Below are 24,866 nucleotides of genomic sequence, written 5' to 3'. Positions count from 1 at the left end.
GGTCAGGCCGAGGGGCGAGAGAAGCGGGTCACTTCGGGTCGGTGCCCTTCGTGGCGTCCTTGAGCTGCTGCTCGAGCTCCGCGATCCGCTTGTCACGCGAGACCAGGGTGGCCTCGTGCTCCTCACGCAGGGACGCCTCGACGTCGGCACGGACCTGCTCGACGTCGACCTGCTCGCCGGCCGCGGCAGCCGTCTTGGCCTTCGCCGCGCGGACGTTCGCGGCGGTCGCCTTCTTCGTGCCCTTGGGGAGGAGTCGCTCGTTCTTGAGCCACACCTCCGGGACGGACGAGATGTTGCCCGCCGCGTCGACCACGTCGACGAAGTCGGACTCGGACAGGATGACCTTGCCGTTGCTCATGGCATCCCCTCTCACGCGGGCTGGCTGGCGTAGGCGAAGCGGGGGTCTCCGCCCGCGGCACCGACGATGTGACGGACCCGCCAGTAGCAGGTGTCGTCGTCGAAGGAGCCGGAGTCGATGCCCAGGTCGCCGCCGCCGACGGACTTGCCCTGGTCGCTCTTCACCCGCACGTCCGGCTGCTCGTACCCGACGAGGAACGCCGTGTAGAAGGCCGGCCGCGGGGTGGTCGTGAGCGGCAGGACGAACCACGCCGTCCCGGGCAGGTTGTCCAGCACGGTGAGGGTGATGCCCGAGTACGGGTTGGGCCCGACCGTGGTGGTGTCGCCGGTGGTGTGGCGCACCTCGACCGCGTTGAGGATGCGCCGCGCCGTGAACTGCAGCGCCGGACCGACGACGAGCTGCAGGGCACCCGGGTAGAGCAGGTTGCCCTCGGCGTCGGTCTGCGTCGTCACGTGGACGATCGCGGCCTCGAGCGCGCTCTCGGACAGGGCGACCGATCCGAGGTTGCCGTTGCCGGCGTTGAACATGGCGGTGTTCGGGACGCCAGTGAGCGGGTTGGCGAGCGCCTCGAGGGACGCGAAGTCCTCGGTGGCGACGGCCTTGCCGGCCCACGACTCGGGGACCTTGCGCAGCTCGTTCAGCTGGTCGTTGACGCGGGCCTCGAAGGAGTACCCGAACTGCTCGCCGGTCTTGTGCACGCTGATCTCCCGCTCGGACAGGCTGTAGCCGGCCTCGGGGTAGTTGCTGTGCTCGGGGACGCGGGGCAGGACGGTGCGGGCGCCGGCCAGGTCGATGAGCTTCTTGGGGCGGAAGTCGTTGACCGTGGTGCGCGTGGAGAACTTGTCCCACTGGCGCGGCATCTGCGTGTACTGCGCGAGCATCTCGCGGTCGAGGACGTCCCCGGCGGCGGACCGGAAGAGGTCGCTGCTGGTGATGGCCTCGTTGACGGCGAAGCGCACGCGGTCGTTGCCCTGCCACGCGGCGGCGAGCAGGCGGGCGGTGTTGGCGATCTCGGCCTCGGAGACGACGCCGCGGCGGATCCCGTTGGTGAGGTCGCGCTCGGTGACGCCGAGGGAGCCGGCGAGGGCGAGGATCTGGCTGTTGCTGCTCATGGTGGGTGGCCTCCTCAGACCTGAGCCGGACGAACGACGGCGACGCCGGAGGTCCCGGCGCGCTGGCCGGTCTCGCCGACCTTGGGGACGGTGTAGCCCCACGGTGCGCCGGTTCCGGTGGTGGACAGCACCGGGGCGGTCGCGCCGGCGCGTGCGGTCAGGTAGACCGGGGTGAACGGGCCGGCGATGGCGCCGCCGACCTCGTACGTGTAGGAGCGGGCGTCGGTGACGACGGACGCGTTGCCAGCGGCGTTGCCGCCCTCGCCGATGTTGGTGGCAGCGACGCCGTTGACGGCGCCGACACGGACCGGGTCGCCGGACTTGGTGCCGGCGACGACCGGGAGGGACAGCTCGGTCGCGGGGCGCATGTACTCGTTGCGCATGGCTCAGGCCTCCTTGATGGTGCGGCCGAAGGCTGCGGCGACGGCGTCGTCCGCGGACTCCACGACCTTGCTGGTGTCGGTGTCGATGACGGTGGCGCCGAAGCCGGTGATGCGGCCGGCGCCCTGGGCGGCGGCGCGGTCGGCGACGGCGGACTCGACGGCGGTACGCAGGGCGTCCTCGTCGAGCTCGTCGGCCTGGAGTGCGTCGGCGGTGATGCCGCGACGCTCGAGCGCGTTGAGGGTGTCGTGTCCCTCGACGCTGTTGACGACGCGGTCGATGGCCTCGCGGCGCTCGAACGCGGCGACGCGGGCCTCGGCGGCCTGGGCGCGGGCGGTGGCGGTGTCGCGCTCGGACTCGAGCGTGGGCACCCGCTCGGCGTCCTGACGGAGGGCCGCGAGCTGCGACTCCTCGATCTGGGTGGTAGCCATGTTCATCTCCTCAGATTCGGTGGCTGTGGACTGTCCGGCGGGTGCCGGGACATCTGTGGGGGCGCCGTTGTCGGCGCCCACGGGCACGTAGCTGGTGGAGACGCGCACCTCGACGGGCTGACCGGTCAGGGACGCGGTGCCGTCGTCGGTGAGCTCGTAGGGCTGCTGGTAGGTGTGCATCTGCTCGTCGTCCTCGACCTCGAAGTAGACGAGGCCGGCGTCGGGGTCGAAGTCGCGGACCCACGTCCACGTTTCGTCGCCGCCGTGGGCGACCTTGACGGCGCCGTGCAGCGCGTCGCGGGTGTCGTTGGCGCGGGCCTCGCGGACCTGCGCGCGAGCGGACTCGACAGCGGCGAGGATCCGCCCGCCGCGGCCGGCGCGGGTCACGAGGTCCACGGACACGCCCTCGATGAGCTGCGTGACGATCGTGCCCTTGCGGCCCTCAGCCTCACCGACGGTCGTGTCGGCGGCGGCGCGGATGCTCATGCCGACGGACTCCATGAACACCGGGTCGGTGATGAGGTCGCGGTAGGGGCCGATGACCTTGGCTTCGGCGACGAGCGCGCCGTCGGCGTAGGTGGCGTCCTCGTCGAGGACCGCGGCGAGGTCGCGCACGGACCGCTCGGGGCGGTCGTGGCGCTCGGACTCGGAGGGGTGGTCGAAGAAGATGTGGGTGCCGGCGGGGAAGACCTGCTCGTTGGCGGCGTTCTCGAGGACCTGGGGGGAGTAGTAGCCCGAGGAGCCCCAGCCTGCGTCGATCAGTTGCAGGCTGATGCGTCCGGGGGTGGGGGACTCGGTGACGGTCAGGGTGGACGCCTCGGTGATGCGCTTGGGCATGGCGGTCGCCTCCTCGGCGTGGGATCGTGTTGGGCATGACTGTCGAAGAGGAACCCGCCCAGCGGGATGGTTGGTCGGCGCGGACCTGGCTGCTGCTGATCCTCGGGTTCTGGGTGCTGCGTGCCGTCGCAGTAGCTGCAGGCCAGGACAACGTCGGCGCCGCGTTCCTGCTGCTTGCGATCGCGTGCGCAGCGGGCCTGGTGTGGCGGCTGCTGCGTGGGCGCTGACGACCGCAACGAAGGGGCTGGCCCGGGTGAGTGCATCGAGCACGCCTGGAGGACCGTCCAAGGTGTCGCCGCCCGCGACGGTGGCTATGTCGAGCAGGAGTGTGCCCGCTGCGGAGCGCTGGTCGTGCTCGGCCCGCGCGAGCTCGGCGGGTGGGTCTAGGACGCGAGGTCCCGCACCGGGGTCGGCACGATGCTCGGCCGCCACCCGTCGGTGTCGCGGCGCTTCGCCAGATCCGCCCACCCGACCTGCCCAGAGTCCAGGAGCGCCAGACGCTGCGCGCCCATGATCTGCACGCGCTGCGACTGCGGGAGCCCGTCGAACCACACCCGCGCGTCCGGCAGGATCGGCTCGGGCTCCTCGAGGTCCGGGAAGCCCAAGTCCTTCCACGACGCTGCGACCGGGAGCCGGTCGCACCTGCCTTGCTGGTGGTCCAGGGGGCCGGCCACGGTCGGTGGGTGCTGCGTGCCGTGCATCGACAGGCAGGACGGGCACGTGCGCTGGTCGAGGGTCGCGATCCACTGCCAGCCGGTGACAACGCCCTGACCGGCGAGGCGGTCCTGCTGGGCGCGGGACGCTGCACGGTGCGCGTCGAGCAGCTCGGTACGAGCGATGACCTTCGCCCGCTGCAGCCCGCCGTCGAACGCGCCCTGCACGCGGGCCACCATCTCCCGGGCCGCGGTCTCGGGGTGGTCACCGACGGCGACGCCCTTGACGAGGGAGGAGCGCATCGCGGCGTCGGCCTGTGCGGACAGCGGCCGCGACCGCGCGACGACATCCTTCGAGGTGCGGTCCACGATCGCGCGGATCGCGTCCTTGTCGACCAGGTCGAACCCCGACGCCACCACCGCGGTCCCGCCAGCCTGCGGCGGGAACTGGCTTGCGGTCAGGCGGCGCTGCCACTCCGTGACGTCCTCGAGGAGCGCGTCCACGTCCTGCACCACCCGCACCGGCACGAGGCCCTGCAGGTCCTTGAGGAGCTCACGTGTCGCGTCGCGAGCACGCAGCGCCCGACGAGCACGGCGCACCTTCGATGCGGGCGGCCACTTCCCATCCTTGCTGGCGGCGACGAGGTCCGCGATGGCGGCCTCCCACTCAGCGGCGACCTCGTTCCACGCCCTCGACCACGCGAGGGTGAGGTCTTGGGTGACCTGGTCGACGTGCGTGCCGACACCGGTGCGCATCCCGTCGAGCAGGACGAGGGTCTCCTCGTTGATTGCCACGAAGATCAACCCTGGGGGTTGCCGGCGCCGTCATAGCCCGGGTCCTGCGCGGCCACGGCGGTACGGGAGGACGGAGGCACGAAGTTCCCGTTGTCGTCCTTGACCGCGTCGAGCTCCCCGTCGATGTCGTCGACGCCGAGCGCGACGAGCACGAGCCGCGCGATCGTCAGGGGGTCGACAACGTCGAGGCCGTCGGCGATCTCCAGGGACTCCATGACGGTCTTGACGTCGACCTTCTCCAATGACGGCCAGTCCACGGTGATGTCGTGCTGCTGGTCGCCCGCCAGGTCGATGACCTCTCGCTGGGAGCCGGGGTCACGCAGGATCGTGCCGCGAAGGGGGCCGCCGGGTGCGCGGACGGCTTCGCGGATGACGTGCCCGAGGACGGTGCGGATCAGGTCGGAGTCGACGGCGCGGCGCAGCTGCCGCTCCAGTTCGAGGGGCCGGTCGAGGGTCTCCGCGGTGGCGCGGGCACCGGTGACGCCCGGGTCGGACAGGAGCATGGTGACGGGCAGGTCGAGAGCGGCGGCGACCATCCCGGCCAGGGGCTTGCTCGAGCCGGCGTCGATGGTCGCGCCGGACTTGGACACGGCCTCGAACGTCTGGCCCTCGCCGGTGACTGCGACCTGGCCGACACCTTGCCCGTCGGTGGGGACGCTCGCGAACTTCTCGCGGACCTGCGCGGCCCCACGGCGTATCTTCGCGGTCGCACGGAACGCGACGGTCGCGAGGGCCTTGTGGAGCTTCGCCCAGTCCTGCAGGAAGTCCTTGTACCCGGCGGCCCAGGGCAGCGCGGCGAGGACGTCGGGGATGCCCCACCGGGACTCGCTCGGGCGGTTGACGGCGGTGTGGACGACGGGCTTGTCCCATTCGACGGGGTGCCCGTCGATCGTCCGGGCGCGGGTGGCTGGGCGGAAGTTCACGTCGGGGTAGTACACGGTCCGCGACTCCGTCACGGTGCTCGTGGTGCCGAGCGCGTTCTGCGTGACGCGCTTGGCCGTGTACTGCCGCTTGTACAGCCACGGCGTGGCCGCGTCCTCCGGGTCGGTGATGATGTCGGTGACCTGCGACGGGGGGATGACCCGCACCCGCACGCGTCCGGTGCGGGGGTCGGTCGGCAGCGCGTGGAACGTGTTGCCGTCGGTGTTGCGGGCGCGCTCACGTTCGGCGCAGGCCTGCACGCTGGTGAAGGTTTCCGCGTTCTCCGGGTCGTCCCAGAAGGCCTGGACGACGGCGTTGAGGTCCTGCCCGTCATCTGAGCTGGGCGCGGACACGGATGGGGATCCGAGGTACGCGATGCGCAGGTTCACGCCGCGCTTGATGAGGGGGTCGGCGGCCACGTTGATGCGGGCGACGGCGGCGACCTGCATGATCGACGCGCGGTCGATGACGTCTGTGCCGTCGCCGGCGGTGAGCTTCGCCCAGCCGCGGTCCTCGGCGGACAGGAGGCGTTGCGCGTCGAGGGCGGCCTCTTCGAGGGACTCGACGAGGTGCTCGAGTTGGGCGAGCTCGTGGCGGGGGAGGGTCACGGTGTCGGTCACGTCGCCCCCTTCGCCTGGGTGGTGCTGGTTGGATGGGGCGCATGAATGACATGACGCGCACTCACTGGCTGTTGGTCGTGCTCATCGGCGTCGTGTTGTGGATCGGCGGCCGCATGCTCGACGGTCCCGAGCAGAGCGTCGGGTTCGTCGTGTGCCTGCTCGGTGTGGTGGGCGCCCTGTTCGGACAGCCCCGCCAGCGCCGCAACTAGTACGAAGCCGCCCAAGGCAGGGCGTCGTCCTCGTCGTCGAGGAGCTCCGTCCAGTCGTGCACGTCACCGTCACCCAGGAGGGGGACGAGGAGCAGCCGGTGCACGGCCTGCGACATCCCGTCCACCGTGTCGTCGTTCGCGCCGGCCGGAAACTCCCGCGCTTCCTCCGTCAGGGTGGTGACCCACGCGGTGCCCTCGACCTTGAGCGGGTCGGGCAGGACCACGTTCTTCGACTCCACGAACGGGGTGACCGCGGCGGCGCGGGCGTACTTGGACCCTTCGGGCTCGACGGGGATGAGGCCACCGACCCGCGAGCGGAGCGCGTTCAAGATGGCGGGCCCGTTGGCCTTGTCCTCCACGAGCTTCGCGATCGCCTGCGGCCACCGCGCGGACAGGTCGAGCATCATCTGCACGGACTCGGTGAAGCCAGCCCGGCGACGGACCTGGTCAAGGAGGTACGCGTGGACGCCGCGGCGGAGCCAGACCTGACCGACGACGTAGTCGCTGGCCTTGGTGTCCTTGAACGTGAAGTCCCACGACTGCACGAGCTCGAGGTTCGGGTCGCGACCGACCTCGGGCACGATCCGGGACCCGTCCTCGCGTTCGACCCACAGCGGCAGCTCGTAGCGGGCCCACGCGTCGACGGGGAAGAGGTTGCCCTCGTCGGGCGTCGGGTTGCCTTGGTACAGCGACGCCCAGGTGCGGGAGCCGACGCGGACCTTGACCGCGGCCCACTGCGCGAGGGTGCGGCCACGGGCTGAGGCCATGAACTCGTCGAGCTCACGATCGAGGGGGTCGGTCGCAGGGTCGACGCACTGCGCGGGAATGTTCACCACGCGCCACAGGTGTCCGTCTTCGGCGGCGAGGAGCCGGCCAGCGAGGTCGTCATGATGCCAGCGGGTCAGGATGAGGACGACGGGCGCCCCGGGCGCGAGGCGAGTGGACGCGACGTCAGTCCACCAGTCCCAGGCCCGGTCGCGGTAGACCTTCGAGTCAGCCTGCTCGCGGTTGCTGATGGGATCGTCGATGACCATGAGGTCAGCGGGCCGGCCGGTGAGGCCGGAGCCGATGCCTACCGAGAGGACGCCGCCGGTGTGGCCGTCGAGGGTCCAGTCGCTGACGGCGCCGTTGTCGGGCGCGATGGTGAGGCCGAGGTCGGGGTGTTCGGTGATGCGGCGGCGGATGGCGCGGCCGTTGCGGTTGGCGAGGGACTGCGCGTAGGAGGCGGTGACGATCCGCAGGTCGGGGTTCTGGGTGAGGGCCCAGACGGGGAAGTCGCCGGCGGCGCGGGTGCTCTTGCCCTCCTGTGGGGGCATGGTGATGATGAGTCGGCCGTCGGGGGTGTCGAGGAGCCGCGCGAGCTCGGTGTCGATGAGGTCGAGCGCGGGTGTTTGGACGGTGCGGGGGTCGAGGTGTTGGGCGAGGTCGCCGGGGGTGGCCCAGGCGCGGGTGGGTGGCTCGAAGTAGCGGGCCGCGAACTCGAACGCGCTGTCGGTGGTGGTCATGGGGCCACCACCTTCGAGAAGGTCAGGGCCGGGGCTTCCTCGGCTCAGCGACCCAGAAGGCATCGATGGAGTCCCGCCGCAGCGTGATCGCGCCGCCCACCTTCTGAGTGATGACAATCCACGGCGAGGTGCGCGCCTTGGCAGGCCCGTCAATGTCGTAGGGGACGACATCCGGCCATGCGTCCAGATCGCCCATCGGGAGCGCCTGCGCTTGTTCGATGGTGAGAGCCTGCTCGCCGACAGCGATCTTGCCGCCGCAAAGGATGTGCACGTGGATGGCCATGCCTTGATCGTAGAGCGCGCCACCGATACTCGGGCATGACGAAAGCGACCCGGCCTGCACGAGGGCATGACGAATCGCTGAGCCCATTATGCACTCGCCCGCGCGGCCACGTCCACACCGGCCGCGTGGGCGAGTCGCCACTCCGCCCACGCCACCCGGAACGCCAGACACTCGACGCACTCCGTCGGGTAGCCCTGCTCGTCGATGTCCCAGTGGCGGGCCTTCGTGACCTCGTGCTCAGCGCACCACGCCACGTGCTGCCCCAGCACGTCCAGGCTGCCGTGGTCAGGTTCGCCGGTGCGGTCCCACGTCTCGCCGCAGCCGGTGCAGGTGGCGAGCTCGTCGTCGATGCGGATGCGGAGGGTGTCGGTGTCCCAGCACTGGGGGCACGGCACGCCGTGGGGGCGGTAGGCGGGGGTGTCGTGCTGGGTGAGGAGGCGCGCGGTGGCCCACCAGGAGCGGACGCGGCGGTGAGGTTCGTGGCCGAGAGCGCCGGACAGACGGGACAGGACGCCGGGGAGGGGGCCGGTGTTGTCGACGCCGTGGTCGTCGGCGAGGGCGCGTGCTTGGCGGTCGATGCGGGTGAGGGCGTCGGTGGCGCCGAGGTGGGCGGCGGGCTTGGACGCGAATCCTCCCTTGGCGGCGTCGGTGTCGGAGAGGCGGGTGGTGCCGGTGACGCCGGCGAGCTGCTCGAGGAGCGGGGGCTCGGTGACATGGTGCAGTTCCTGGCGGGTGGCGCCGGTCGGCTCCCAACGTGGGTAGAGGCGGGGGTTGCCGGTTGAGGGGATGGGTCGCATGACCGGTCGGGTGACGACGCTGGTGGTGGTGTGGGTGCGGATCAGTTCGCGGATGTGGTCGGCGGCGAGCATGGGTGGGCGGGTGGAGGTCACGGGTCAGGCTCCTTCGGTCGGGGTGGGGGTGAGGCGGTGGTGGGCGATGTGCCAGATGTCGCCGCGGCCGGTCTGCTGGCAGCGCAGGGCGGGCCCGCAGGGGCAGTCGTCGGATCGGTCGTGATCGATGGTGTCGTCGAGGGGGACGTAGTGGACGTGGTCGCCGTCGACGACGCGCGCCCACCCCGCCGTCGACGCTCGGTCGGGGTTGTTGACGTCGAAGGTCTGGGCCACCTCGGGCTCGGTCTCGATGGTGGGTGTGGGGTCGAGGTGGTCCGCGATCGCCTGGGCGCCGTCGCCGACCCACGCGAACAGGTAGCCGACGTGCTCGAGGGTGCTGGCGGTGATCTCGATGAGCCCGGCGAGCCAACGGCGGGGCGTGAGCGGCGGGCGGCCGGTCATGACGCGTCTCCTGCGAGGAGCCGCAGCTGCGCAGGCACGACCTGCGGCACGAGCTCGGCCTGCTCGGGCGTGAGGTTCAGGGCGTCGAGGATCGCGCGGATCGCGCCGGCGATCGCGGCGCCCTGGGACTCCGCGATGCGCACGCGCCGCTCGTCGATGCCGGCCTTCAACGCGGCGGCAGCGTAGGCGGCGAGCTTGTCCTGGGCTTCGGTGAGGAGCCGGTACGCGACGTGCGGGCCGGCCTCGCGGGTCTTCTTGTCGATGGGGCCCTCGGCGCCGAACCCGTCCTCGTGCTTCGTGACGCCCCACACGAGGTCGTCGTCGGTGACGTCTTCGACCCGGGCGCGCCAGTACGTGACGATCCCGGCCTGGTAGTGGACGAGCTCGAGGAGCGCGTCCGCGGGGTGGATGTCCGTGCGGGCGGCGAACCGTTGCGCGTCGGCGCGGGCCTGTGCTTCCTGCTGGCGCTCGTCGCGCTTCTTGATGGCTTGGGGTGCGCGGCCACCGTGGGTGCCGCACACGGTCATGCCGGTGACTGCGCGTTTCTTGCAGGGCCGGCCGGCGCTGGTGTGGGCGGTGCAGGCGGGGTGTTCTTGGCCGCAGCGGGCGCATGGGGTGGGGGTGGTCATGGGGTTGGCCTCTCTGGTTCGCGGGGGAGGTGGCCGGGGTCGTAGTCGTGTGGGCAGGTGCGGTGCCACCTGGCGTGGTCGCGGATCCGTTGGCGCCGGTCGGCTTTGGTGATGTGGGGCATGGCGTTGAGGACGGCGAGCTCGCGGTCGAGGCGATCGCAGGCGGGGCGCTTCACGACCGCTCACCGCTGAGGCGTTCCCGCAGGGTGTCGACGGCGTCGTCGGAGCGCTGCTCGGGGGTGCGGGGGTCGGGCTCCCACGGGCCGACGAGGCGGCGGGTGCGCGTGAAGACTTGGGGCACGTCCTCCGGCTCGTGGCCGGGAGGCAGTGCGTGGTCCCGGCCACGGTCGTCGCGGAACCCGCGCTCCTCGGTGAACCCTGCCAGCGTCTCGGCCCGCACCTCGGCGTCCCGGGCGCGGATGAGGTCGCTGGCTCGCTCGGGGGAGTGCACGCTGAAGTCGGTAATGAGGGCGGCGAACTCCTCAGACGTCTGCATCGGACACGCCCCCTTCGCGGAGGGTGCCGCCCTTGCCCTCAATCGACCAGTACGTCCGGCACGCGGCGCACGCGAGGTCTCCATCGGCATCGACCTCGATGAGCCCGATGCCGTCCTCGCAGACGGAGCAGTTGGCGCGCGGGACCCAGTCGACGTCGATGTCGAGGGCTCGGCCGGGCTCGTGCTGCGCGGCGTGGTCGCGGACGATGAGGTCGCTCGGGTAGCCATCGGGCAGCCACGTCATGACCCAGTAGTCGCACCGGGTGCACGAGGCCTTGACGCTTCGGCCCGCGTGCGAGTGTTCCGTCGCCTCGGTGGGCTTCTCCTCGAAGGTGAAGGCCTCGGCGGCGCGGTCGGTGTGGTTCATGGGTGGGTCGTCCTGGCTGGTGTCGATGGGTGCCGCCGGGGTCGTGGCGGCGGCCGCGTCGGGGCACCAAGGGCAGATGGTGGGGTCGTGGAAGGGGTCGGTGGGGCGTTTCGGCATTTCGCTCTCGCTTTCTCAGAATGGCGGCTGGTCGGGGAATTCGATGTGGATTCTTTTGGCGGGGAATAGCGGATTGATTTCGGGTGGGGCATTACCGCATTGGTGTTGTGCGTGGACGCGCTCGTTGTTTGCGTCGCGGTGGGTGATGCGGCGCTTGTCGCGGTGGACCATTTCTCCCCAGGGCAGGAGGGTGTAGGTCGCGCCGCCGGCTAGGAGGACGTGCAGCTCGCCGAGGGGTGTGGTGGGTGTGGGTTCGACGGCGACCTCGAAGCCGAGGTCGGTGATCGCGGCGATGACGGCGCGCCCGCAGTGAAGGCAGTGGCGGGGCTTGGGGGTGCGGGTGACGTTCTGCTCGGTCATCACGCCGTCGTTGATGAGGTGCTCGCGCACCCGCTGCCAGGGGGCGGTCACGGGTCGACCTCCCCGGTGTGGAGGTTGACGCGGACGCGTTGGCCGGCGACGACCCGCTCGGCGGTAAGCGGTGAGTGGGGGCCCGGGACCTTACTGTTCTCGGCTGGCTCGTCGGACTGGTCGGTGAGGTCCTGGGACGACGGGACTACGTCCCGGTCGGGGACCCCAGGGACCCCACCCGATTCCACCGGGGTCCCGGACCCCACTTGGACCCCACCGGGACCCCACTTGTCGGTGGGGGGTGGAAGGAGCTCGTTGAAGGGGGTAGCGACGCTGTGGAGGGACTTGTTGTTGGGTCCCTTGGTGACGTCGATCCAGCCCTCTTCGACGAGGAGCCGCAGCGCGGTCTTGACGTGCATGGCCTTGCCGGTGACGGCCTCGAGGATCTCGTTGCGTCCCGAGTCGGGGTGATCCTGCAGCCATGCACTGACTCGGCTCATGTAGACGGTGGGGCGGAACGCGGCGGGGGTGGCGGGGTTCTGCGGGTCGAACCCGTCGGGAGCGTCGAGCTTGGCCAGCACGGCCCCGTCACCGGCGTGGGTGAGGGTGAAGTCACCGAACCAATGGGTGGTCTTCCCGGGTGCGCTAATGCCGCGTACGTCACCTTGGCGGTCCTTATCCACGTGAATGCGGAGTTTGCCGTCTTGGCCTTTGCCGAAGGGTTTGATCGCGTCCACGCGCAGGGTGCAGCCGGTGGTCATTGCTCGCTTTGCCTGGGCGCCGATTCCGCCTTTGGCGGTGGATTCCGTGTCCTTGGCGACGTGGTCGACGTAGACGACGGTCGCGTCGTCGCGGGCCAGGGGCTTGACGATCTGCTGCATGAACGCCGTGGCGTCCTTGTTGGAGTTGAGGTCCCAGCCCTGGATGGTCATGGCGGCGTTGAACCCGTCGAGGACGACGAGGTGGGGGGCGTGCTGCTGGAGGTGCTCGCGCAGGTCTTGCCCGGTGGGCAGGAGCGGGTGGAAGGGCTCGTCGGGGCCGATGTACGCGAGGCCGGCGAGGAGCTGCTCGGGGGTGACGCCGAGGGCGAGGAGTCGGCCGACGATGCCCCGCTCGGAGTCCTCGAAGTCGAGGTAGGTGACGTGCTGCCCGGCAGTGAGGGCTTGGTGGACGGCGTGGAGCGCGACCCAGGTCTTGCCGGACTCGGAGGGGCCGATGAGGCCGTTGACGCGGCCGGCGTAGAACGCGGCGTGCCCGTCGCTGCGGTGCAGGTGGGTGGGGGGCGGTTCGGGGTCGGTGTCGCCGAGGGCGGTGGCGAGGGTGCGGGGCCACCAGGTGGTCCGCTCCGCCTCGAGGTCGTCAGTGCTGGCAGCGTCTGTCGGCGCCGGGGTGGGGGCAGGGTCGGTGGACGTGCCCACGGCCGTCACAGCTGCTGCAGGGCCGCTCGCCGTCGTAGTCGACGACGATGCCGGAGCCGACGCAGTAGGCGCAGGTGTTGAGGACGTGCTCGTCGTTGGGGCAGGAGGCGGGGTGGTCGCCGTAGGGCCGGGCGGTGGGCATGGTCGCTCCTGGTCTGGTCGGGTGCCGGGCGGGATGAGTCCGGCGAAGGGGTCGGTGCACGGGTCGGGCTGGGCCTGCGGGTGCGCGGCGGCGGCCAGGTCCACCGCGCCGAGGATCATCCGGTCCCATTCCTCCTCCGCGACGCCCGGCCCGCGATCGCCCGCGGTGGCCGCGACGAACGTGGCGCCGAGCTGCTGCAGCGCGAGGGTGACGCCGGGGTGCCCGTCGCCGGCGAGCCACACGAGGCGGTTGGTCGCGGCGAGGGCCGCGTCGTGGCGGCTGGCGCCGGTCGTCAGGTCGCTCATGGCGCGGGCGAGGGCGTCTTGGACGCGCCGGCAGGTGGGGCCGGCGCCGCGGGCGGTCAGCCACGCGCTGGAGGTGTGCTGGTCGAGGCCGGCGCGGGCCTGTTCGGTCGCTTCGCCGCGGGTGAAGTGCTCGATCCATGCGTCGGGGAGGTCGGGCAGGTCGTTGGGGTTGGGGATGCCGTCGAGGCTGGTGGCGCCGTCGGGGGTGATCCACCGGTAGGTGCCGCCGGTGTCGGGGTGAATGGACGGCCAGGCGACGGTGTAGCGGTGGGCGTGGCGGATGGTTTCGATGCCGGGCCCGAGCACGCCGGGCCACAGCAGCCCGGTGGGGATGCGGTAGAGGCGGATGCCGGAGGTGCCGTCGTCGCGGGAGGTGGAGCGCCACGTCGCGGGGAGGGGCCCGAGCTGCGCCTCGAGCTGGGCGAGCATGAGGCCGCCGGGCTTGGGGTCGTAGGCGTCGACGTCGACGCCGAGCACGTCCGGGGGCAGGCGCAGGGCGACGTTGCCGTCGGGGTGGTCTTCGGTCCACGCCCACACGTCGGCGCCGGACGGCCACGCGCCGTCGCGGCCGGTCCAGCCCTTCGGGACGGGGCCCTTGGCGTGGGCGGGCAGGGGCAGGGGGGACCAGCCGGCGGCGTGGTAGCGCAGCGCCGCCGCGGCGTAGGGGCCGGGCTGCGGGTCGCGCTGGGGGGTGGTCACGCTGGTCACTCCTGGTCCTTGTCGTGCTCGGGGATGGGCGGGTCGTCGTGGCAGGGGCAGGTGCAGGGCCAGCCGTCGCAGTCGGGGAGGCACTGCAGCGCGTGTCTCATGCAGCGCTCCTGCGGCCTCGATCACGCACGCGGGGCGGTAGTCCGTCGCGGGTGGGCTGGTCGTGGCCTTGGGCGATGGCGTTGCGGTGGAACGCGGCGCGCAGCTGGCCGGCGAGGTTGGTGTCGAGGCGTTTGAGGGCTGTGTCGACGTTGGCGCGGTTGACGCGGAGCCTGTCGGCGGTCTGCTGGATGGTCAGGCCCCAGTCGATGGCGCAGTCGCGGAGGGCGTCGGCGTTGGTGGCGCCGGTGCCGCGGCCGGACATGCGGTCGCGTGCGTCGCGGTCGTCGCGGAAGGGGGTCGCGGTGGGGTCGTCGATGGTCTCGTCGTCCCACGCCAGCGGCGGGACCCATCCCATCCGGTCCGCGTAGGCGCGTGCCCGCGTGGGCACGGATCCGTGCCGACCCGACGGGGGCGCGGGGGTGTCCCACAGAGCGTCGTACAGGTCGCGGGCGCGGGTGGCGGTGGCGACGGTGACTTCGCGGTGGCCGTGGATGGTGGCGCCGATGTTCGACGGGCGGATGTCCAGGCGCCGGGCGAGCTCGCCCATGGACCAGCCGATGGCGACGAGTGCTTGGAGGCGGCGTCGGGTGCCGGTGCCGTCGATGATGCGTCCGGGCGCGAGGTCGAGGGTGACGGCGAGGATCGCGTCGCGGGTCTTGGGCATGACGCGTTTGGTGGGGGCGAGGCCACGGGTGGGGTCGCCGTAGATGAGCTTCCACACGACGGAGCGTTCGAGGCCGGCGGCGTCGGCGACGCGCTTCCAGCCCATGCCTTGGGCCTGCAGCTGCTGGACGTGGGCGCGCACGGGGGCGGCGTCGATGTAGGCGTCGCGGCCGTAGGCGCGGTCCTTGGCGCGGCGTCGTTCGTAGGTGCTGGCGGCGTCGCGGCAGGAGCGGCACCTGCAGCGGTCGATGACGTAGGCGTTGCGGTCGCCGTGCTGGTGGCGGGGCTGTCCGTGCTCGTCGAGGTGGGTGCAGTCGCGGGCGGGGCCGGATGCTGCCTTGCGTGCTGCGACGCGTGCGGCGCGGTCTTGGCGTGCGCGGTGGGCGTCGCAGGAGTGGCGGCGGAGGGCGTAGGCGGCCTTGGCGGGGCTGGTGTAGGTGCCGGTCCACCCGCAGTCGCATTCGGCGCGGTGTCGGGTGCTCATGCTCGGGCGTCCTCTCCGGCGGTGATGGCGTCGTGGGCGCGCTGGTATAGGCGGCGCGCGGGGACGACGGGTGCGGTGATGTGGGGGGTGGTGCCGCAGGCGGGGCAGCGGTGTGCGCGGTCGTGGCGGTTGATGCAGGTCGGGCAGGTGGCGACGTCGACGCGGAGTGTGTCGCCGTGGGTGAGGTTCGCGGCGAGGCATGTGGGGGAGCACCACCAGGTGGAGCCGGCGATGCCGGCGACTTTGACGTTGAGCCAGCCCTTGCGGGGGTGGCCGGGGCCGTCCTGGGGGCGGCCGCACTTCTCGGGGAGGGCGCAGGCGTGGGGGCTCATGCCACGACCTCGATCCGGTCGCCTGCCTGGTAGGGGCAGGGCAGGAGCTCGTCGAGGGTGTGGCCGGTGATGATGCCGAGTTCGTCGATGGTGACGACGCCGTACAGCGACCCGCCGGTGGTGCCTGCGGGTGCACCGGCGGGTGCGGGAGCGATACCGAGCACGACGATGGTTTCGCCGGTGGAGGGGACGGCGTCGACCATGCGGGCGGGGACGGTCGCGCCGCCGGGGAGGGCGAGGGTGTCGCCCTCGTGTGGGGTGGGGGTGAACAGCGCGAGGGTCATGCCGCCACCCCGGCTGGTCGGGCCACCTTGGCGAGGGCGTCGAGGTGGGTCTTGGGCAGGTCGTCGATGGGGTGCCCGGCGAGGTGGGCGCCGATCGCGGCGAGCACGAGCGCGTCCGCTTGGTTGTTGTCGCGGACGTCGACGTGTGGGTAGCGCTTGGCGACGGCGAGGAGGACTTCGTCCTTGCCGGCGTTGCCGCGGCCGGTGGCGTACTTCGCGCGGGTCGTCGGGGGGATGGTGGTGGTTTCGATGCGCGCTTCGGCGAGGCGGCTGACGAGGAGCCACCAGAGCCCGGCGCGGTCCCAGGTGCCGGCGTTGTTGCGAGAGAAGGCGGGCGCTTCGATGACGGCAAGGTCGCTCTTGTGCTCGACGGCCTTGTAGATGACGGTCTCGACGATGGTGAGGATCCGCTCGAGGCGCTCGTCGGTGCTGGCGGTGACCTTCCCGGTGCTGGTCAGGGTCTCGGTGGGGATGACGAGGTGGTCGTCGGTGTCGAGCAGCGCGAGGCCAGTGCCGGTCAGGGACGGGTCGATGCCGATGATCATGGTCATGCCGTCATCTCGCGGACGACGGCGATCCCGAGCTTCGCGGCGAGGGACTTGGCGGCGCGGCGGGCGTTGGAGCGCGATGCGTAGTTCTCGGAGTGCATGACGGTCTCGCCGTTGCGGCCGACCAGGCGCAGGAAGTGAGGATGGAAGGCGCAGGTGGAGGGCTGGACGGTGACGGTGCCGTCGCCGTTGTCGACCTCCCGGGCCGCACTTGGCGCGAGCTCGAGGCGCAGCCCGTGCCGGTCGCCGCCCCCGGGAGGGTTCCACCCGGCGGCGACGAGTGCAGCGCGCACGGCCTCCGGCACGTTCACGGTGACCGTTGCGTCGCCGTCGAAGGTGAACTCGTCGGCGGCGATGCGGACGCGGAGGCTGGCGGGGGCGCCTGGGTCGGGCACGTGGATCGAGAAGCCGGCCTCCATCGCGTGGGTGACATCGACGCCGTCGATGGTCAGCACGGGGACGCCCCCCGCCTCGGGGTTGTGGTAGTAGCTGACGTGGCTGGTCGGGGTGCTCATCGGGGTCCTCCGGGGTGGCGTTCGTGGATGGTGAGGGTGTCGGCGTCGTGGTGGGCCTTGACGCCCGTCTCGAGCTCGACGGCGTGGACGATGCCGCGGGTGACGGTGGCGACGCGCCAGAGGCGCCCGGCGGGAGAGCGGACGATGTCGCCGGGCTGCAGGCCGGTGGCGGGGATCTCGTGGCGGGTCACTGGGATGCCTTCCACGCGTCGTGCATCGCCTTCGCTTCGGCGCCGTGGCCGCACGGCAGGCCTTCGAAGGTGACGACGTCGTCGGGGGCGTCGGCGATGCAGCAGTGGCCCTCGTGGAGGGTGGTGGGCCCGGACCAGCACGCGCAGGGACGGTCGGTGCGGGTCTTGCCGACGGAGCGGGCGATGTCGTGCAGCGCGTTGACCATGCGTTTGGCGCTCACTGGAGGATCCCGAGGGCGCGCGCCGCGACGCCGACGATCGCGAGGAAGGTCGTGGCTGCTGCCATCCCCGCGGCCGTGGCGACCGCGCCAGCGACGAGCGTGCGCGTGGTGCTCTTCGGCTCGGCTTCGACGCTGGGCGGTGTGGGGTGGTGCATCTCGGTCGTCTCCTTCGGTAGGTGGATGGGTGGTGTGCCCCGGACCCGGGGCGGGTGTCGTGTCCTGCACCGTCGTGGGGTCCGGGTGCTCGAGGGGGTGTTCCTGGCTGGGCCGCGCCCCCACCACGCGTGGTGATGGGGGACGGTCCGGTCAGGCCCCCGGCTGCTGCTGGCTGGCCATGTATTGCTGGAAGGCGGCGAGCTGTTCGGGGGTGGGGTTGGCCGTGCCCGCGGGTGCGGGCGCCGGGGTGGGCTGGGCGACGGGGGCCGGCACGGCGGCGGGCGCCGGCTGCTGGACCGGCTGTGCGACCGGCGCAGCCGCAGCCACGGGGGCCGGGGCCGTTCCGAGGAAGTCGCCCGCCTGGGCGGCGTGGTCCGGCGCCACGTAGGTGGCCGTGTAGAGCTTCCGGTCGCTGAAGCCCCGGGTCGCCGACGGCTCCGTGCCGTCGTGGGTGACGGTCAGCGTGCCGCCCTGCTCGAGGCTCTTCGCGCCGGAGGACCGCACGGCCGTGGCGACGGCGTCGTGCAGGGACCGGGACCCGGTCTTCTTGCTGCCCTTGACGTAGACGGCGCGGATGCCGTCGTCGTCCTGGTCCTCGCGGTGTGAAGTCTGCAACTTCACGACGAGCTGCATGATCGGGTTGCCGTCGTCCCACGTGCGCGGGTTGCCGGCGAGGTCCGTCTGCTGGCGGACCTCGGTGGACACGACGGTCCCGGTGATGGAGTCGCCGATGTTCTCGAACGACGCGGACTTGCCGCCGCCACCGAGGAGGAAGGCGTCTGCGGACTGAGGTGCTGCGGTCATGATGGAACTCCTGAACTGGTTGGTTAGACGCCGAGGAAGTCGGCGGCTGTGACCTCGGCCGCGGGTGCAGTCGAGGAGTCGTTGGGCCACGCGGTGGGGCGTGGGGTTGCTCGTCCGGTTCGGCTGCGGCAGGTGCGGCAGCGCCGCCGACCGTCAGGGCGAAGGACGGTGTTGTCGGCTGTGAACTCGTGGCCATGGGCGCAGTGGGTGATGGCCGCTCCGGCTCGACGGAGGTTGACGAGGCTGGTCACGGGCTCGAGGTGCCACGGATTCACGCACGCAGGCGTGCGGCACAAGTGGTCGAGTTCGAGCCCAGCGGGGATCTCGCAGCGGAGGTGCTCGTAGGCAAAGCGGTGGGCGGCGACGTACACCCCGACGCGCAGGAAGAACCGTCCGTAGCCGCCGCCGTTCTTGGCGCCTTGCCACATCCAGCACGTGTCGATGTCACGGCCGGTGACCTTGGTCCAGAAGCGCTGCACCGGCGGGGTGACCCCCGAGCCTTTTGGGCGTGCCATCACGGCACCCCCAGGAAGTCGGCCGCTGAGGGTGGCGTGCTGGGGGTGAGCTGCTCGCCCGACCAGCTTGTGCACGTGAACTCCGTGCCGGTGTGCGGCGGCATCTGGGCGAGGACCGCGTCGACGCCGAGGGCGTCCACGCCGGCAGCGATTGCGTTGGCGCGGGCCAGTGCGGCCAGGGCGATCTGCTCGTCGTAGGGCTCGGTCCAGTACCGGCCGGCGTCGATCGTCAGCGCGTTGCGCGGGAGGAACCAGATCGCTACGTGTGCGACGGGGAACCCAGCGGCGGCCAGCCCGCGGCCGTACATGTGGACCTGGTTGCGGTACGTGACGGTCGGGCCGGTCTTGACCTTCTTCAACGTGGTGGCGCCGACGATCTTGTAGTCGACGACGGTCCCGGTGTGGGTGTCGAACAGGTCGGTGTGGCCGGTGACGGGCCGCCCGCGCAGCTGCCCGACGGTGACTGTCGCTTCGGGCAGGTACCGGTCGGTGCCGGTGCGCATGAGGTGCTGCAGCACGGTCGTCTCGAGCCAGTCGTGGACGGCGTTCCCGATCGTGGGGAGCCACGGCAGGCCGTTCTCTCGGCGCAGGTGCCCGGCGAGCATGTGCGCGAGGCACCGGTCGCAGCCGACGCCGAGCTCGGAGGGGCCGAGGTCGGTCTGCAGGGTGCGGGGGTCGTGGTTCACGGCGTGCTCGACGACGGCCCGCAGGTCGGCGTGGGTGTCCATCACGCCAGCCCGATCCGGGGCTCGCCGGCGACGAGGTACCGCTCGATCTGCGCCTCGTCGAGGTGCGCCCGCACGAGCTTGGTGTCCGGCGCGAGCTTGTACAGGAACGGGAACGCCTCGGAGGGGTAGTCCCGCGCGACGGCCTTGGCGTCGAGGGTGTGGGCGATGGACACGCGCACGGTCTCGCGGCCGGCGGCGTAGGTGCCCGGCCCCTCGTTGGCGAGCAGGGCCCGCATCTCGGCCTTGATCTCGTCGGCGCGCTGCTTGGCCTTCTTCTCGTCGGCCTGGGCGTTGGCGAGGTCCTCGGCCAGGGGCGCGAGGAGCTCCTCGAGGGTGGCGGGGGTTGCGGTGTGGTCGGTGGTGGTCATCGGTTCTCAGTCCTTGTCGTCGTCGGTGTCGTCGGAGGTGGTGGGGTCGTTGAGCCAGCCGTGGCGTTCAGCGATCACGGCGTAGGCCACGAGGAGCGCCGCGGCGAGGGCCGCCCAGATCTGCACGGGGTCCATCACGCGGCCTCTCCGGGCAGCGGGAGCGGGGTCCAGTGCTCGCACGCCTCGCAGCAGCGGGCCGGGGGGCCGTCGCACTCGCCCTGGTGTCGGCCGCAGGAGCGGCACGGGATCTCGGGGTCGTAGGTCTCGGGGTCGAAGTACGCGTCCACGTCACGCCTCCTTGGCCTGGCACCCGGACCAGCCGCACGTCTGGCCGGCGGGGTGGGTGTGGTGGAAGGCGAGAGCGACGGCGCCCATGAACGCGTAGGCGACGACGACGACGAGCGCGGCCATGTCACTTCCCGCCCTTCGGGGCGTCGCAGCCGAGGAGGACGATGAACCGGCCCCGCCCGTCGAGGGCGTCGTTGAGGCCGGCCTCCCGGACGGCCGCGCCGTAGGGCAGGCCGTCGAGGGGGTGGACGGGCACGACGAGGAACGTGTCGTCGAGCTCCGCGGCGCTGGGGGCCACGCAGGTCCAGTCGCGCTGGTCGGCGTAGGCGCGGGCGAGGTCCATGGGGGACGGGTCCCGGTCCTCGTCGGCCAGGAGCGTTACCCGGGTGGTGTCGAGGACGGCGCCCTCGTTGACCCACGTGTCGGGCCGGTCCGGGCCGTGCGTCACGGCGGCGGTGGGGGCGTGGGCTGCAGCGGGTGAGCAGGCGAGGAGCGCGGCGACCGCGAGGGTGAGGGTGGCGCGGGTGCGGTTGGCGGGTCGCATGTCAGACCCCGTCCGCGTGGGGGCCGCAGTATGACCCGGCGTCGGCGTAGCTCGTGCAGGTCCCGACGATGCAGATCTCCGGTTCGCTGGCGGCGGACTCGAGGTCTTCGAGGAGCTGCTCGGCCTGGGGGAGGGTGAGTTCCCACGCGGTGGTGGCGTGCGCGGCCAGGGCGCCCGCGATGCGGTCCATGACGCGGTGGTGGGTCTCGACGGTCTCGGCGCTCGCGTGGGGGCGGCGGATCATCGTCTGCAGGCGGGCGAGGAGGACGAGGTCGGCCATGTGGCGGCGGGTGAGGTCGCGGGCGAGTTGCCGTGCGGCGTCGTCGGTGAGGCGGACGGTGACGAGGTGGATGTCGTCGCGGGTGATGGTCTGCTCGATGGTGAAGGGCGCGTTGAGGGTGACGCGGTCTTCGGGGTTGACGTCCGAGCGGGGGGAGCCGTGGGGGGAAGTCCGGCTGCTACCCCCGCTCGTCGTCCCGGCCTCCACGGTGGCCAGCGGGGGAGCGGTAGCTGCCGTGGAGGAGGTCTGGTGGGTGCGGCAGGCGATCTTCACGCCGTCGCAGGTGGGGCAGTCGAGTCCGTTGTGGCGGATGTCGTGGCAGTTGGTCAGGTCGTGGACACGGTTGGCGCGCTCGTCGACGAGCAAGCACTCGGTGGTGTCGGCGCCCTGGGCCTTCATCGGGCCACCGCCACGACGGCGAGGCTGGACAGGGGCACCCGGGCGGTGCGCGGCCGCGTGTTGAAGCGGTCCGGCGGGAAGATCACGTCCACGTGGGGGACCCCGTGGAGGATGCAGAAGCCCTCGACGGACGAGACGCGTTCCGTGGGCTCGCCGCCGATCGGGTCCTTGGCGAATGCCGAGTTCGTGGTGATGGTGGTGCTCATCTGAGACACTTCCTTTGGTTCGTGAGACCCGGTTCTGACTTGGCGGTTGGGCCGGGTCTCCGGCTGTTCTGGGTGGGTCAGGCGGAGCGGCGGAGGTCGAGCCACCGCTCGAGGCGTTGGAGGTCGTAGCGCCACTTCGGGCGCTGGTCGGTGCCGAGGTTCACGGCGAAGGCCTTGTACTCACCGCGGCGGGTGTTCCTGCGGACCGTGGTGAGGGACTCAGCCAGGACCTCCGCGAGCTCGTCCGCGGTCGCCAGTGGCTTCCGGGCGCTCATCAGGACGCCCTCCGCATCTGCTGGTTGTCGATCGACCCGCTGCTGGGGGACACGCGGACCTCGAAAAGGACCGTCGTGGGGACCCCGAGGGCCTCCGCGATCTTGTCGCCGAGCTCCGTGGTGCAGGAGGAGCGTCGGCCGGAGAGGAGGTGGGAGATGAATCCCTTGGAGCAGCCGGCGTAGCGGGCCAGTCGCGCCAGGCTGAACTGGTCCTGCTCCATGAGTGCGCGGAGGGTGTCCGCGCTCTTGAGCTTCATGTAGGCCCCCTTCGGCCATCGGTTTCTGCGTGTCATCACTGTCCCTTGCTAGACGGTTATCTGTCAAGTAGTACGGGACGATCATGCGTCTACTGCTAGACGGTTGTCAAGCAAATGACAGCGATGTGGTTCCTTAGGGCCTGTAAACACGCGGGATTTGTGCCGACGAACTAGTAGACGCGGGACTACTGTCGGCGTGTCATGTGGTGGTAGACGGAAGGTTGGCGGGCGTGGTTGAGGATCGGCAGTCCAGGACGGACAGTTCTGGCGTGCCCACAATCAGCGAGCTCATCGAGCGACAACGCCGCGACTCCGGCCTCTCCTACCGGGAGATGGCCGAGCGCGCGGCGCGTGCTGGCCTGCACATCAAGTTCCAGACCATCGCGAACCTCGCGACCACCCCGCCCAAGGAGTGGCCGAAGAGGGCCGAGACGATCCAAGCGCTCGCGGAGGGACTCGACGTCCCCGAGCGGCTCGTGGTTCTCGCGTTCGCGTGCTCGTTCGGTCTGGACGTCCAGCGTGATGAGTCGACGCTCGGACTGATGTTGCCGGCCGGGACTCGTCATCTCGATGAGGGCGTTCAGAGGGCAGTCGCCGCGATGGTGCGGTCGATCGTCGATGCTCGAGAGGACGTGGGGAACGATGACCGTTCCGCCGCCACCACACAGGCCCCGGGGAGCGGGGCCCCAACGAAGGACCAACTCGCAGAGCTGCGGCGCCGGCAGGAGGACGCCGACGGGGAGTCCGTCGAGCACATCACGCAGCAGGCCGCTGAGCGAGACGACGACGCGTAGTGCTGCTCGCCTACATCGACGAGACCGCCCCGAAGTCAGGGGGCAACTACTACGTCGTCGGGATGATCGTCGGTGATGACGGGGCGACCCAGCTATCAGACGCCCTGGACGCGCTGATGATCGCCAAGTCCTGGAAGCACATCGAGCTGTCCCCCCGGGCCGAGCTCCACGGCCATGAGCTCATGCAGGGAAAGGGCGACTGGAAGTCGCTGCGGACCGAAGTGCGGGCGAGGATCGAGGTCTACAGGGAGGCGCTCGCGGCCATAGCGGAGCACATCGAAGGCTTCTACGTCCGTGGGCTCAACCGTGAACGCTTCGAGGCGCGCTACGAGGGCCGCGGGTTCGACGAGCACACGGCGGTCATGGCGTTCCTCTTCGAAGAGCTGGACGAGCACTGCCTGTCGCGCGGGGAGAAGATGCTCTGCATCGCAGACGAGTGTGGCCGCGAGGCGGCGGTGCGGGCCGATCTTCGGAAGTTCAGGACGACAGGGACCTGGGGCTGGAGGAGTCGCAAGATCACGAGCATCGTCGACACCGTCCACTTCGCGGCGTCGAAGGACTCCCGACTGATCCAAGCTGTGGACCTCGTCGCCTTCATCTACCTGCGCCATCACGATCACGTCAGCACGCCCCAATCTGCGGCGGCCACCGCAGACCTCTGGTCGGTCATCGCTCACCGCCACCTTGCTGCGAAACCAGTTTGGCTCCCCTGAGACGCACAGCACCCCCGGTAGCCAAGAAGGCTTCCGGGGGTGAGGCTGGACGATCGGGAGTGGGCACCCTCACGTGTTGACGACTATAGGAGCGATCACCGACACTCGGCAACCTTCGGCGTGTCACCTTCCAGGGCGCTGTCACCGCTGGGTGCCAGCATCCCGCTCATGCACTTCCCACATCCGTGGCGTCGCCTCCGGGACTTGACGCACGTCGTCGTCTCTTGGCGTGACGACCTGCCCGAGCCGATGCTCGGTGCGAGTGAGGGCGACCGCATCTGGATCCGGGCCGACCTCCTGCAGGTCGAGCGCCGGTGCGTCCTCGCGCACGAGCTCGAGCATCACGACCGCGGCCACGAAGGATGTCAGCCGGAGCCGGTCGAGGCCGCGGTGCGCGCCGCGGCCGCGCGGTGGCTCCTGCCCGACCCTCACGGTTTGGCGGACGCCCTTGTCTGGGCCCGCGGCGATATCGAGGCTGCAGCGGACGAGCTCTTCGTCACTCCGCGGGTGCTGCGGCACCGACTGGATGCTCGGCATCTACACCCGGCAGAGCGGGCCATCATCGTGCGCCGGATCAACGAGCTGGAGGTAGGCGCATGAGCGAGCTCGAGGAGCAGCTGCTCGAGGTGTGGCGGCGGTGGCCGCACGATCACGAGCGGGATTGGCGGGTGAACGCCTACCGGGAGGTGGGCTTGTCGGAGACGCGGGCGGTGCAGGTCGTGAACCGTCTCCTGTCGGAGCCGGCGGCCTATCAGTACGATCCGGTGACCGTCGCAAGGCTGCGGCGGCTCAGGGACTCGAGGGTGAGGCGGGCAGCATGAAGCGTGTCAGGGGAGTGGCCGTGACTGCGGCATTGGTGGGGGCCGCGCTGGGGTTGGGCGGGTGCGGCATCGCGCCGAGCACGCCGACGGAGACGAGCACCTCGACGAGCAGCACCTCGACGAGCAGCACCACGACGCAAGCGGCCATGCAGCGGGTGCAGCTCGCGGCCAACGCGTGCATGCGCGGGCACATCACTACAGACGAAGGGACCTCCCTGACCCTCGACACCAAGGGGAACGACGAAGGAAACGGCAAGGTGCACGACGAGATCGAAGATGTCTCATGCATGTTGACGGAGCTCGACGCGCCGGAGTACATCGCCCAGCACATCAACAGCACCCGAGCCCTCGATGGGCAACAGACCGACGAGTGGGACGACATCGAGGCGCGCTGGACCTACCACCCGGACGACGGCCTGCAGATCACGTTCATCGACAGGGCGTGACC

The 24,866-nt window shown here is 71.1% G+C and carries 43 protein-coding genes; 8 read left to right on the top strand and 35 right to left on the bottom strand.

The features are described from left to right. Window positions 1–28: 28 nt before the first annotated feature. From V3C34_RS12440 to V3C34_RS12425, 4 genes are read right to left on the bottom strand one after another with little or no spacing between them, the layout of a single operon-like run. A complete protein-coding gene (locus V3C34_RS12440) occupies window positions 29–358 on the bottom strand; it encodes a hypothetical protein (protein WP_346007288.1) in 330 nt (109 codons plus the stop codon). 11 nt (window positions 359–369) lie between these two features. Then, window positions 370–1,470, bottom strand: a complete 1,101-nt coding sequence (locus V3C34_RS12435) for a hypothetical protein (protein WP_346007287.1) — start codon at window positions 1,468–1,470, stop codon at window positions 370–372. 14 nt (window positions 1,471–1,484) lie between these two features. Continuing rightward, the gene (locus tag V3C34_RS12430; RefSeq protein ID WP_345913899.1) at window positions 1,485–1,853 is read right to left on the bottom strand and encodes a hypothetical protein; all 369 of its coding nucleotides are present in this window, start codon (window positions 1,851–1,853) and stop codon (window positions 1,485–1,487) included. Between the two features lie 3 nt (window positions 1,854–1,856). After that, the gene (locus V3C34_RS12425) at window positions 1,857–3,119 is read right to left on the bottom strand and encodes a hypothetical protein (RefSeq protein ID WP_346007286.1); all 1,263 of its coding nucleotides are present in this window, start codon (window positions 3,117–3,119) and stop codon (window positions 1,857–1,859) included. Window positions 3,120–3,154: 35 nt separating this feature from the next. Here V3C34_RS12425 and V3C34_RS12420 point away from each other — a divergent pair, with 35 nt between their 5' ends. Next, entirely contained in the window at window positions 3,155–3,346 is a 192-nt protein-coding gene (locus tag V3C34_RS12420; RefSeq protein WP_346007285.1) for a hypothetical protein, read from the top strand. Continuing rightward, window positions 3,336–3,506, top strand: a complete 171-nt coding sequence (locus tag V3C34_RS12415) for a hypothetical protein (protein ID WP_346007284.1) — start codon at window positions 3,336–3,338, stop codon at window positions 3,504–3,506. Before V3C34_RS12420 ends, V3C34_RS12415 begins: the two co-directional genes overlap by 11 nt. On the opposite strand, the gene V3C34_RS12410 is transcribed toward V3C34_RS12415, so the two are convergent. Both V3C34_RS12410 and V3C34_RS12405 read right to left on the bottom strand, forming a co-directional pair. Then, window positions 3,503–4,567 (bottom strand): phage minor head protein, encoded by a 1,065-nt coding sequence (locus V3C34_RS12410; RefSeq protein ID WP_346007283.1) that lies wholly within the window; start codon window positions 4,565–4,567, stop codon window positions 3,503–3,505. The two genes, V3C34_RS12415 and V3C34_RS12410, sit on opposite strands and share 4 nt — an antisense overlap. A 5-nt stretch (window positions 4,568–4,572) precedes the next feature. Next, window positions 4,573–6,108 (bottom strand): hypothetical protein, encoded by a 1,536-nt coding sequence (locus tag V3C34_RS12405; RefSeq protein ID WP_346007282.1) that lies wholly within the window; start codon window positions 6,106–6,108, stop codon window positions 4,573–4,575. A gap of 50 nt (window positions 6,109–6,158) precedes the next feature. Between V3C34_RS12405 and V3C34_RS12400 the strand changes: the two genes are divergently transcribed. Beyond that, on the top strand, window positions 6,159–6,317 hold the full coding sequence (locus V3C34_RS12400; RefSeq protein WP_346007281.1) for a hypothetical protein: 159 nt from the start codon (window positions 6,159–6,161) through the stop codon (window positions 6,315–6,317). Here the strand turns inward: V3C34_RS12400 and terL are convergent. The 29 genes from terL to V3C34_RS12255 form a co-directional block, all read right to left on the bottom strand. Continuing rightward, complete coding sequence (terL, locus tag V3C34_RS12395) at window positions 6,314–7,822, bottom strand: phage terminase large subunit (RefSeq protein ID WP_346007280.1); 1,509 nt, start codon at window positions 7,820–7,822, stop codon at window positions 6,314–6,316. The genes V3C34_RS12400 and terL overlap by 4 nt on opposite strands. A 22-nt stretch (window positions 7,823–7,844) precedes the next feature. After that, window positions 7,845–8,105: a hypothetical protein gene (locus V3C34_RS12390; protein WP_346007279.1), complete on the bottom strand. Its 261-nt coding sequence runs from the start codon at window positions 8,103–8,105 to the stop codon at window positions 7,845–7,847. A gap of 86 nt (window positions 8,106–8,191) precedes the next feature. Continuing rightward, window positions 8,192–8,995, bottom strand: a complete 804-nt coding sequence (locus V3C34_RS12385) for a hypothetical protein (protein ID WP_346007278.1) — start codon at window positions 8,993–8,995, stop codon at window positions 8,192–8,194. A 3-nt stretch (window positions 8,996–8,998) separates the two neighbouring features. Further along, window positions 8,999–9,397 carry a hypothetical protein gene (locus V3C34_RS12380; RefSeq protein WP_346007277.1) on the bottom strand — a complete coding sequence of 133 codons (399 nt, stop codon included), beginning with the start codon at window positions 9,395–9,397 and terminating at the stop codon, window positions 8,999–9,001. Then, window positions 9,394–9,924: a hypothetical protein gene (locus V3C34_RS12375; RefSeq protein ID WP_346007276.1), complete on the bottom strand. Its 531-nt coding sequence runs from the start codon at window positions 9,922–9,924 to the stop codon at window positions 9,394–9,396. The genes V3C34_RS12380 and V3C34_RS12375 overlap by 4 nt, the downstream gene beginning before the upstream one ends. A 274-nt stretch (window positions 9,925–10,198) precedes the next feature. Then, window positions 10,199–10,522: a hypothetical protein gene (locus tag V3C34_RS12370; RefSeq protein WP_346007275.1), complete on the bottom strand. Its 324-nt coding sequence runs from the start codon at window positions 10,520–10,522 to the stop codon at window positions 10,199–10,201. Continuing rightward, window positions 10,509–11,006: a hypothetical protein gene (locus V3C34_RS12365; protein WP_346007274.1), complete on the bottom strand. Its 498-nt coding sequence runs from the start codon at window positions 11,004–11,006 to the stop codon at window positions 10,509–10,511. The genes V3C34_RS12370 and V3C34_RS12365 overlap by 14 nt, the downstream gene beginning before the upstream one ends. Window positions 11,007–11,021: 15 nt before the next feature. Further along, window positions 11,022–11,417, bottom strand: coding sequence for a hypothetical protein (locus tag V3C34_RS12360; protein ID WP_346007273.1), 396 nt, complete (start codon window positions 11,415–11,417; stop codon window positions 11,022–11,024). Then, window positions 11,414–13,921: a bifunctional DNA primase/polymerase gene (locus tag V3C34_RS12355; RefSeq protein ID WP_346007272.1), complete on the bottom strand. Its 2,508-nt coding sequence runs from the start codon at window positions 13,919–13,921 to the stop codon at window positions 11,414–11,416. Before V3C34_RS12355 ends, V3C34_RS12360 begins: the two co-directional genes overlap by 4 nt. 106 nt (window positions 13,922–14,027) lie before the next feature. Beyond that, window positions 14,028–15,179 carry a hypothetical protein gene (locus V3C34_RS12350; RefSeq protein ID WP_346007271.1) on the bottom strand — a complete coding sequence of 384 codons (1,152 nt, stop codon included), beginning with the start codon at window positions 15,177–15,179 and terminating at the stop codon, window positions 14,028–14,030. Then, the gene (locus V3C34_RS12345) at window positions 15,176–15,511 is read right to left on the bottom strand and encodes a hypothetical protein (protein WP_346007270.1); all 336 of its coding nucleotides are present in this window, start codon (window positions 15,509–15,511) and stop codon (window positions 15,176–15,178) included. Before V3C34_RS12345 ends, V3C34_RS12350 begins: the two co-directional genes overlap by 4 nt. Next, a complete protein-coding gene (locus V3C34_RS12340) occupies window positions 15,508–15,795 on the bottom strand; it encodes a hypothetical protein (protein WP_346007269.1) in 288 nt (95 codons plus the stop codon). Before V3C34_RS12340 ends, V3C34_RS12345 begins: the two co-directional genes overlap by 4 nt. Beyond that, on the bottom strand, window positions 15,792–16,346 hold the full coding sequence (locus V3C34_RS12335) for a crossover junction endodeoxyribonuclease RuvC (protein ID WP_346007268.1): 555 nt from the start codon (window positions 16,344–16,346) through the stop codon (window positions 15,792–15,794). Before V3C34_RS12335 ends, V3C34_RS12340 begins: the two co-directional genes overlap by 4 nt. Further along, window positions 16,343–16,858, bottom strand: coding sequence for a DUF1508 domain-containing protein (locus V3C34_RS12330; RefSeq protein WP_346007267.1), 516 nt, complete (start codon window positions 16,856–16,858; stop codon window positions 16,343–16,345). Before V3C34_RS12330 ends, V3C34_RS12335 begins: the two co-directional genes overlap by 4 nt. Next, complete coding sequence (locus tag V3C34_RS12325; RefSeq protein WP_346007266.1) at window positions 16,855–17,064, bottom strand: hypothetical protein; 210 nt, start codon at window positions 17,062–17,064, stop codon at window positions 16,855–16,857. Before V3C34_RS12325 ends, V3C34_RS12330 begins: the two co-directional genes overlap by 4 nt. Next, window positions 17,046–17,270, bottom strand: coding sequence for a hypothetical protein (locus V3C34_RS12320; RefSeq protein ID WP_346007265.1), 225 nt, complete (start codon window positions 17,268–17,270; stop codon window positions 17,046–17,048). The genes V3C34_RS12325 and V3C34_RS12320 overlap by 19 nt, the downstream gene beginning before the upstream one ends. After that, on the bottom strand, window positions 17,267–17,425 hold the full coding sequence (locus tag V3C34_RS12315; protein WP_346007264.1) for a hypothetical protein: 159 nt from the start codon (window positions 17,423–17,425) through the stop codon (window positions 17,267–17,269). Before V3C34_RS12315 ends, V3C34_RS12320 begins: the two co-directional genes overlap by 4 nt. A 151-nt stretch (window positions 17,426–17,576) precedes the next feature. Then, on the bottom strand, window positions 17,577–18,230 hold the full coding sequence (locus V3C34_RS12310) for a hypothetical protein (RefSeq protein ID WP_346007263.1): 654 nt from the start codon (window positions 18,228–18,230) through the stop codon (window positions 17,577–17,579). Window positions 18,231–18,253: 23 nt separating this feature from the next. Continuing rightward, window positions 18,254–18,745, bottom strand: coding sequence for an HNH endonuclease (locus tag V3C34_RS12305; protein WP_346007262.1), 492 nt, complete (start codon window positions 18,743–18,745; stop codon window positions 18,254–18,256). After that, window positions 18,745–19,473, bottom strand: coding sequence for a hypothetical protein (locus tag V3C34_RS12300; RefSeq protein WP_346007261.1), 729 nt, complete (start codon window positions 19,471–19,473; stop codon window positions 18,745–18,747). The genes V3C34_RS12305 and V3C34_RS12300 overlap by 1 nt, the downstream gene beginning before the upstream one ends. After that, a complete protein-coding gene (locus tag V3C34_RS12295) occupies window positions 19,473–19,841 on the bottom strand; it encodes a hypothetical protein (protein WP_346007260.1) in 369 nt (122 codons plus the stop codon). Before V3C34_RS12295 ends, V3C34_RS12300 begins: the two co-directional genes overlap by 1 nt. A 6-nt stretch (window positions 19,842–19,847) precedes the next feature. Continuing rightward, window positions 19,848–19,979 carry a hypothetical protein gene (locus tag V3C34_RS12290; RefSeq protein WP_346007259.1) on the bottom strand — a complete coding sequence of 44 codons (132 nt, stop codon included), beginning with the start codon at window positions 19,977–19,979 and terminating at the stop codon, window positions 19,848–19,850. After that, window positions 19,976–20,128: a hypothetical protein gene (locus V3C34_RS12285; protein WP_346007258.1), complete on the bottom strand. Its 153-nt coding sequence runs from the start codon at window positions 20,126–20,128 to the stop codon at window positions 19,976–19,978. Before V3C34_RS12285 ends, V3C34_RS12290 begins: the two co-directional genes overlap by 4 nt. Window position 20,129: 1 nt before the next feature. After that, window positions 20,130–20,252, bottom strand: coding sequence for a hypothetical protein (locus tag V3C34_RS12280; RefSeq protein ID WP_346007257.1), 123 nt, complete (start codon window positions 20,250–20,252; stop codon window positions 20,130–20,132). Window position 20,253: 1 nt separating this feature from the next. Next, window positions 20,254–20,673: a hypothetical protein gene (locus V3C34_RS12275; protein WP_346007256.1), complete on the bottom strand. Its 420-nt coding sequence runs from the start codon at window positions 20,671–20,673 to the stop codon at window positions 20,254–20,256. Window position 20,674: 1 nt separating this feature from the next. Beyond that, window positions 20,675–21,352 (bottom strand): hypothetical protein, encoded by a 678-nt coding sequence (locus V3C34_RS12270; protein ID WP_346007255.1) that lies wholly within the window; start codon window positions 21,350–21,352, stop codon window positions 20,675–20,677. Continuing rightward, a complete protein-coding gene (locus V3C34_RS12265; protein ID WP_346007254.1) occupies window positions 21,349–21,558 on the bottom strand; it encodes a hypothetical protein in 210 nt (69 codons plus the stop codon). Before V3C34_RS12265 ends, V3C34_RS12270 begins: the two co-directional genes overlap by 4 nt. 77 nt (window positions 21,559–21,635) lie before the next feature. Further along, complete coding sequence (locus tag V3C34_RS12260; protein WP_346007253.1) at window positions 21,636–21,833, bottom strand: hypothetical protein; 198 nt, start codon at window positions 21,831–21,833, stop codon at window positions 21,636–21,638. Next, the gene (locus V3C34_RS12255; protein WP_345913862.1) at window positions 21,833–22,090 is read right to left on the bottom strand and encodes a helix-turn-helix transcriptional regulator; all 258 of its coding nucleotides are present in this window, start codon (window positions 22,088–22,090) and stop codon (window positions 21,833–21,835) included. Before V3C34_RS12255 ends, V3C34_RS12260 begins: the two co-directional genes overlap by 1 nt. A gap of 269 nt (window positions 22,091–22,359) precedes the next feature. Between V3C34_RS12255 and V3C34_RS12250 the strand changes: the two genes are divergently transcribed. The 5 genes from V3C34_RS12250 to V3C34_RS12230 all read left to right on the top strand — a co-directional run bounded on the left by V3C34_RS12250 (window position 22,360) and on the right by V3C34_RS12230 (window position 24,864). After that, complete coding sequence (locus V3C34_RS12250; RefSeq protein ID WP_346007252.1) at window positions 22,360–22,884, top strand: hypothetical protein; 525 nt, start codon at window positions 22,360–22,362, stop codon at window positions 22,882–22,884. Further along, window positions 22,884–23,597: a DUF3800 domain-containing protein gene (locus V3C34_RS12245; RefSeq protein ID WP_346007251.1), complete on the top strand. Its 714-nt coding sequence runs from the start codon at window positions 22,884–22,886 to the stop codon at window positions 23,595–23,597. The genes V3C34_RS12250 and V3C34_RS12245 overlap by 1 nt, the downstream gene beginning before the upstream one ends. 204 nt (window positions 23,598–23,801) lie before the next feature. After that, a complete protein-coding gene (locus V3C34_RS12240; RefSeq protein WP_346007250.1) occupies window positions 23,802–24,197 on the top strand; it encodes an ImmA/IrrE family metallo-endopeptidase in 396 nt (131 codons plus the stop codon). Further along, window positions 24,194–24,418: a DUF3263 domain-containing protein gene (locus tag V3C34_RS12235; RefSeq protein WP_346007249.1), complete on the top strand. Its 225-nt coding sequence runs from the start codon at window positions 24,194–24,196 to the stop codon at window positions 24,416–24,418. The genes V3C34_RS12240 and V3C34_RS12235 overlap by 4 nt, the downstream gene beginning before the upstream one ends. Before the next feature lie 20 nt (window positions 24,419–24,438). Then, a complete protein-coding gene (locus tag V3C34_RS12230; protein ID WP_346007248.1) occupies window positions 24,439–24,864 on the top strand; it encodes a hypothetical protein in 426 nt (141 codons plus the stop codon). The last annotated feature ends 2 nt before the right edge of the window (window positions 24,865–24,866 follow it).

Source organism: Janibacter terrae (assembly GCF_039636765.1).
Lineage (GTDB): Bacteria > Actinomycetota > Actinomycetes > Actinomycetales > Dermatophilaceae > Janibacter > Janibacter terrae.
This window is presented reverse-complemented; position numbering and strand designations above follow the sequence as displayed.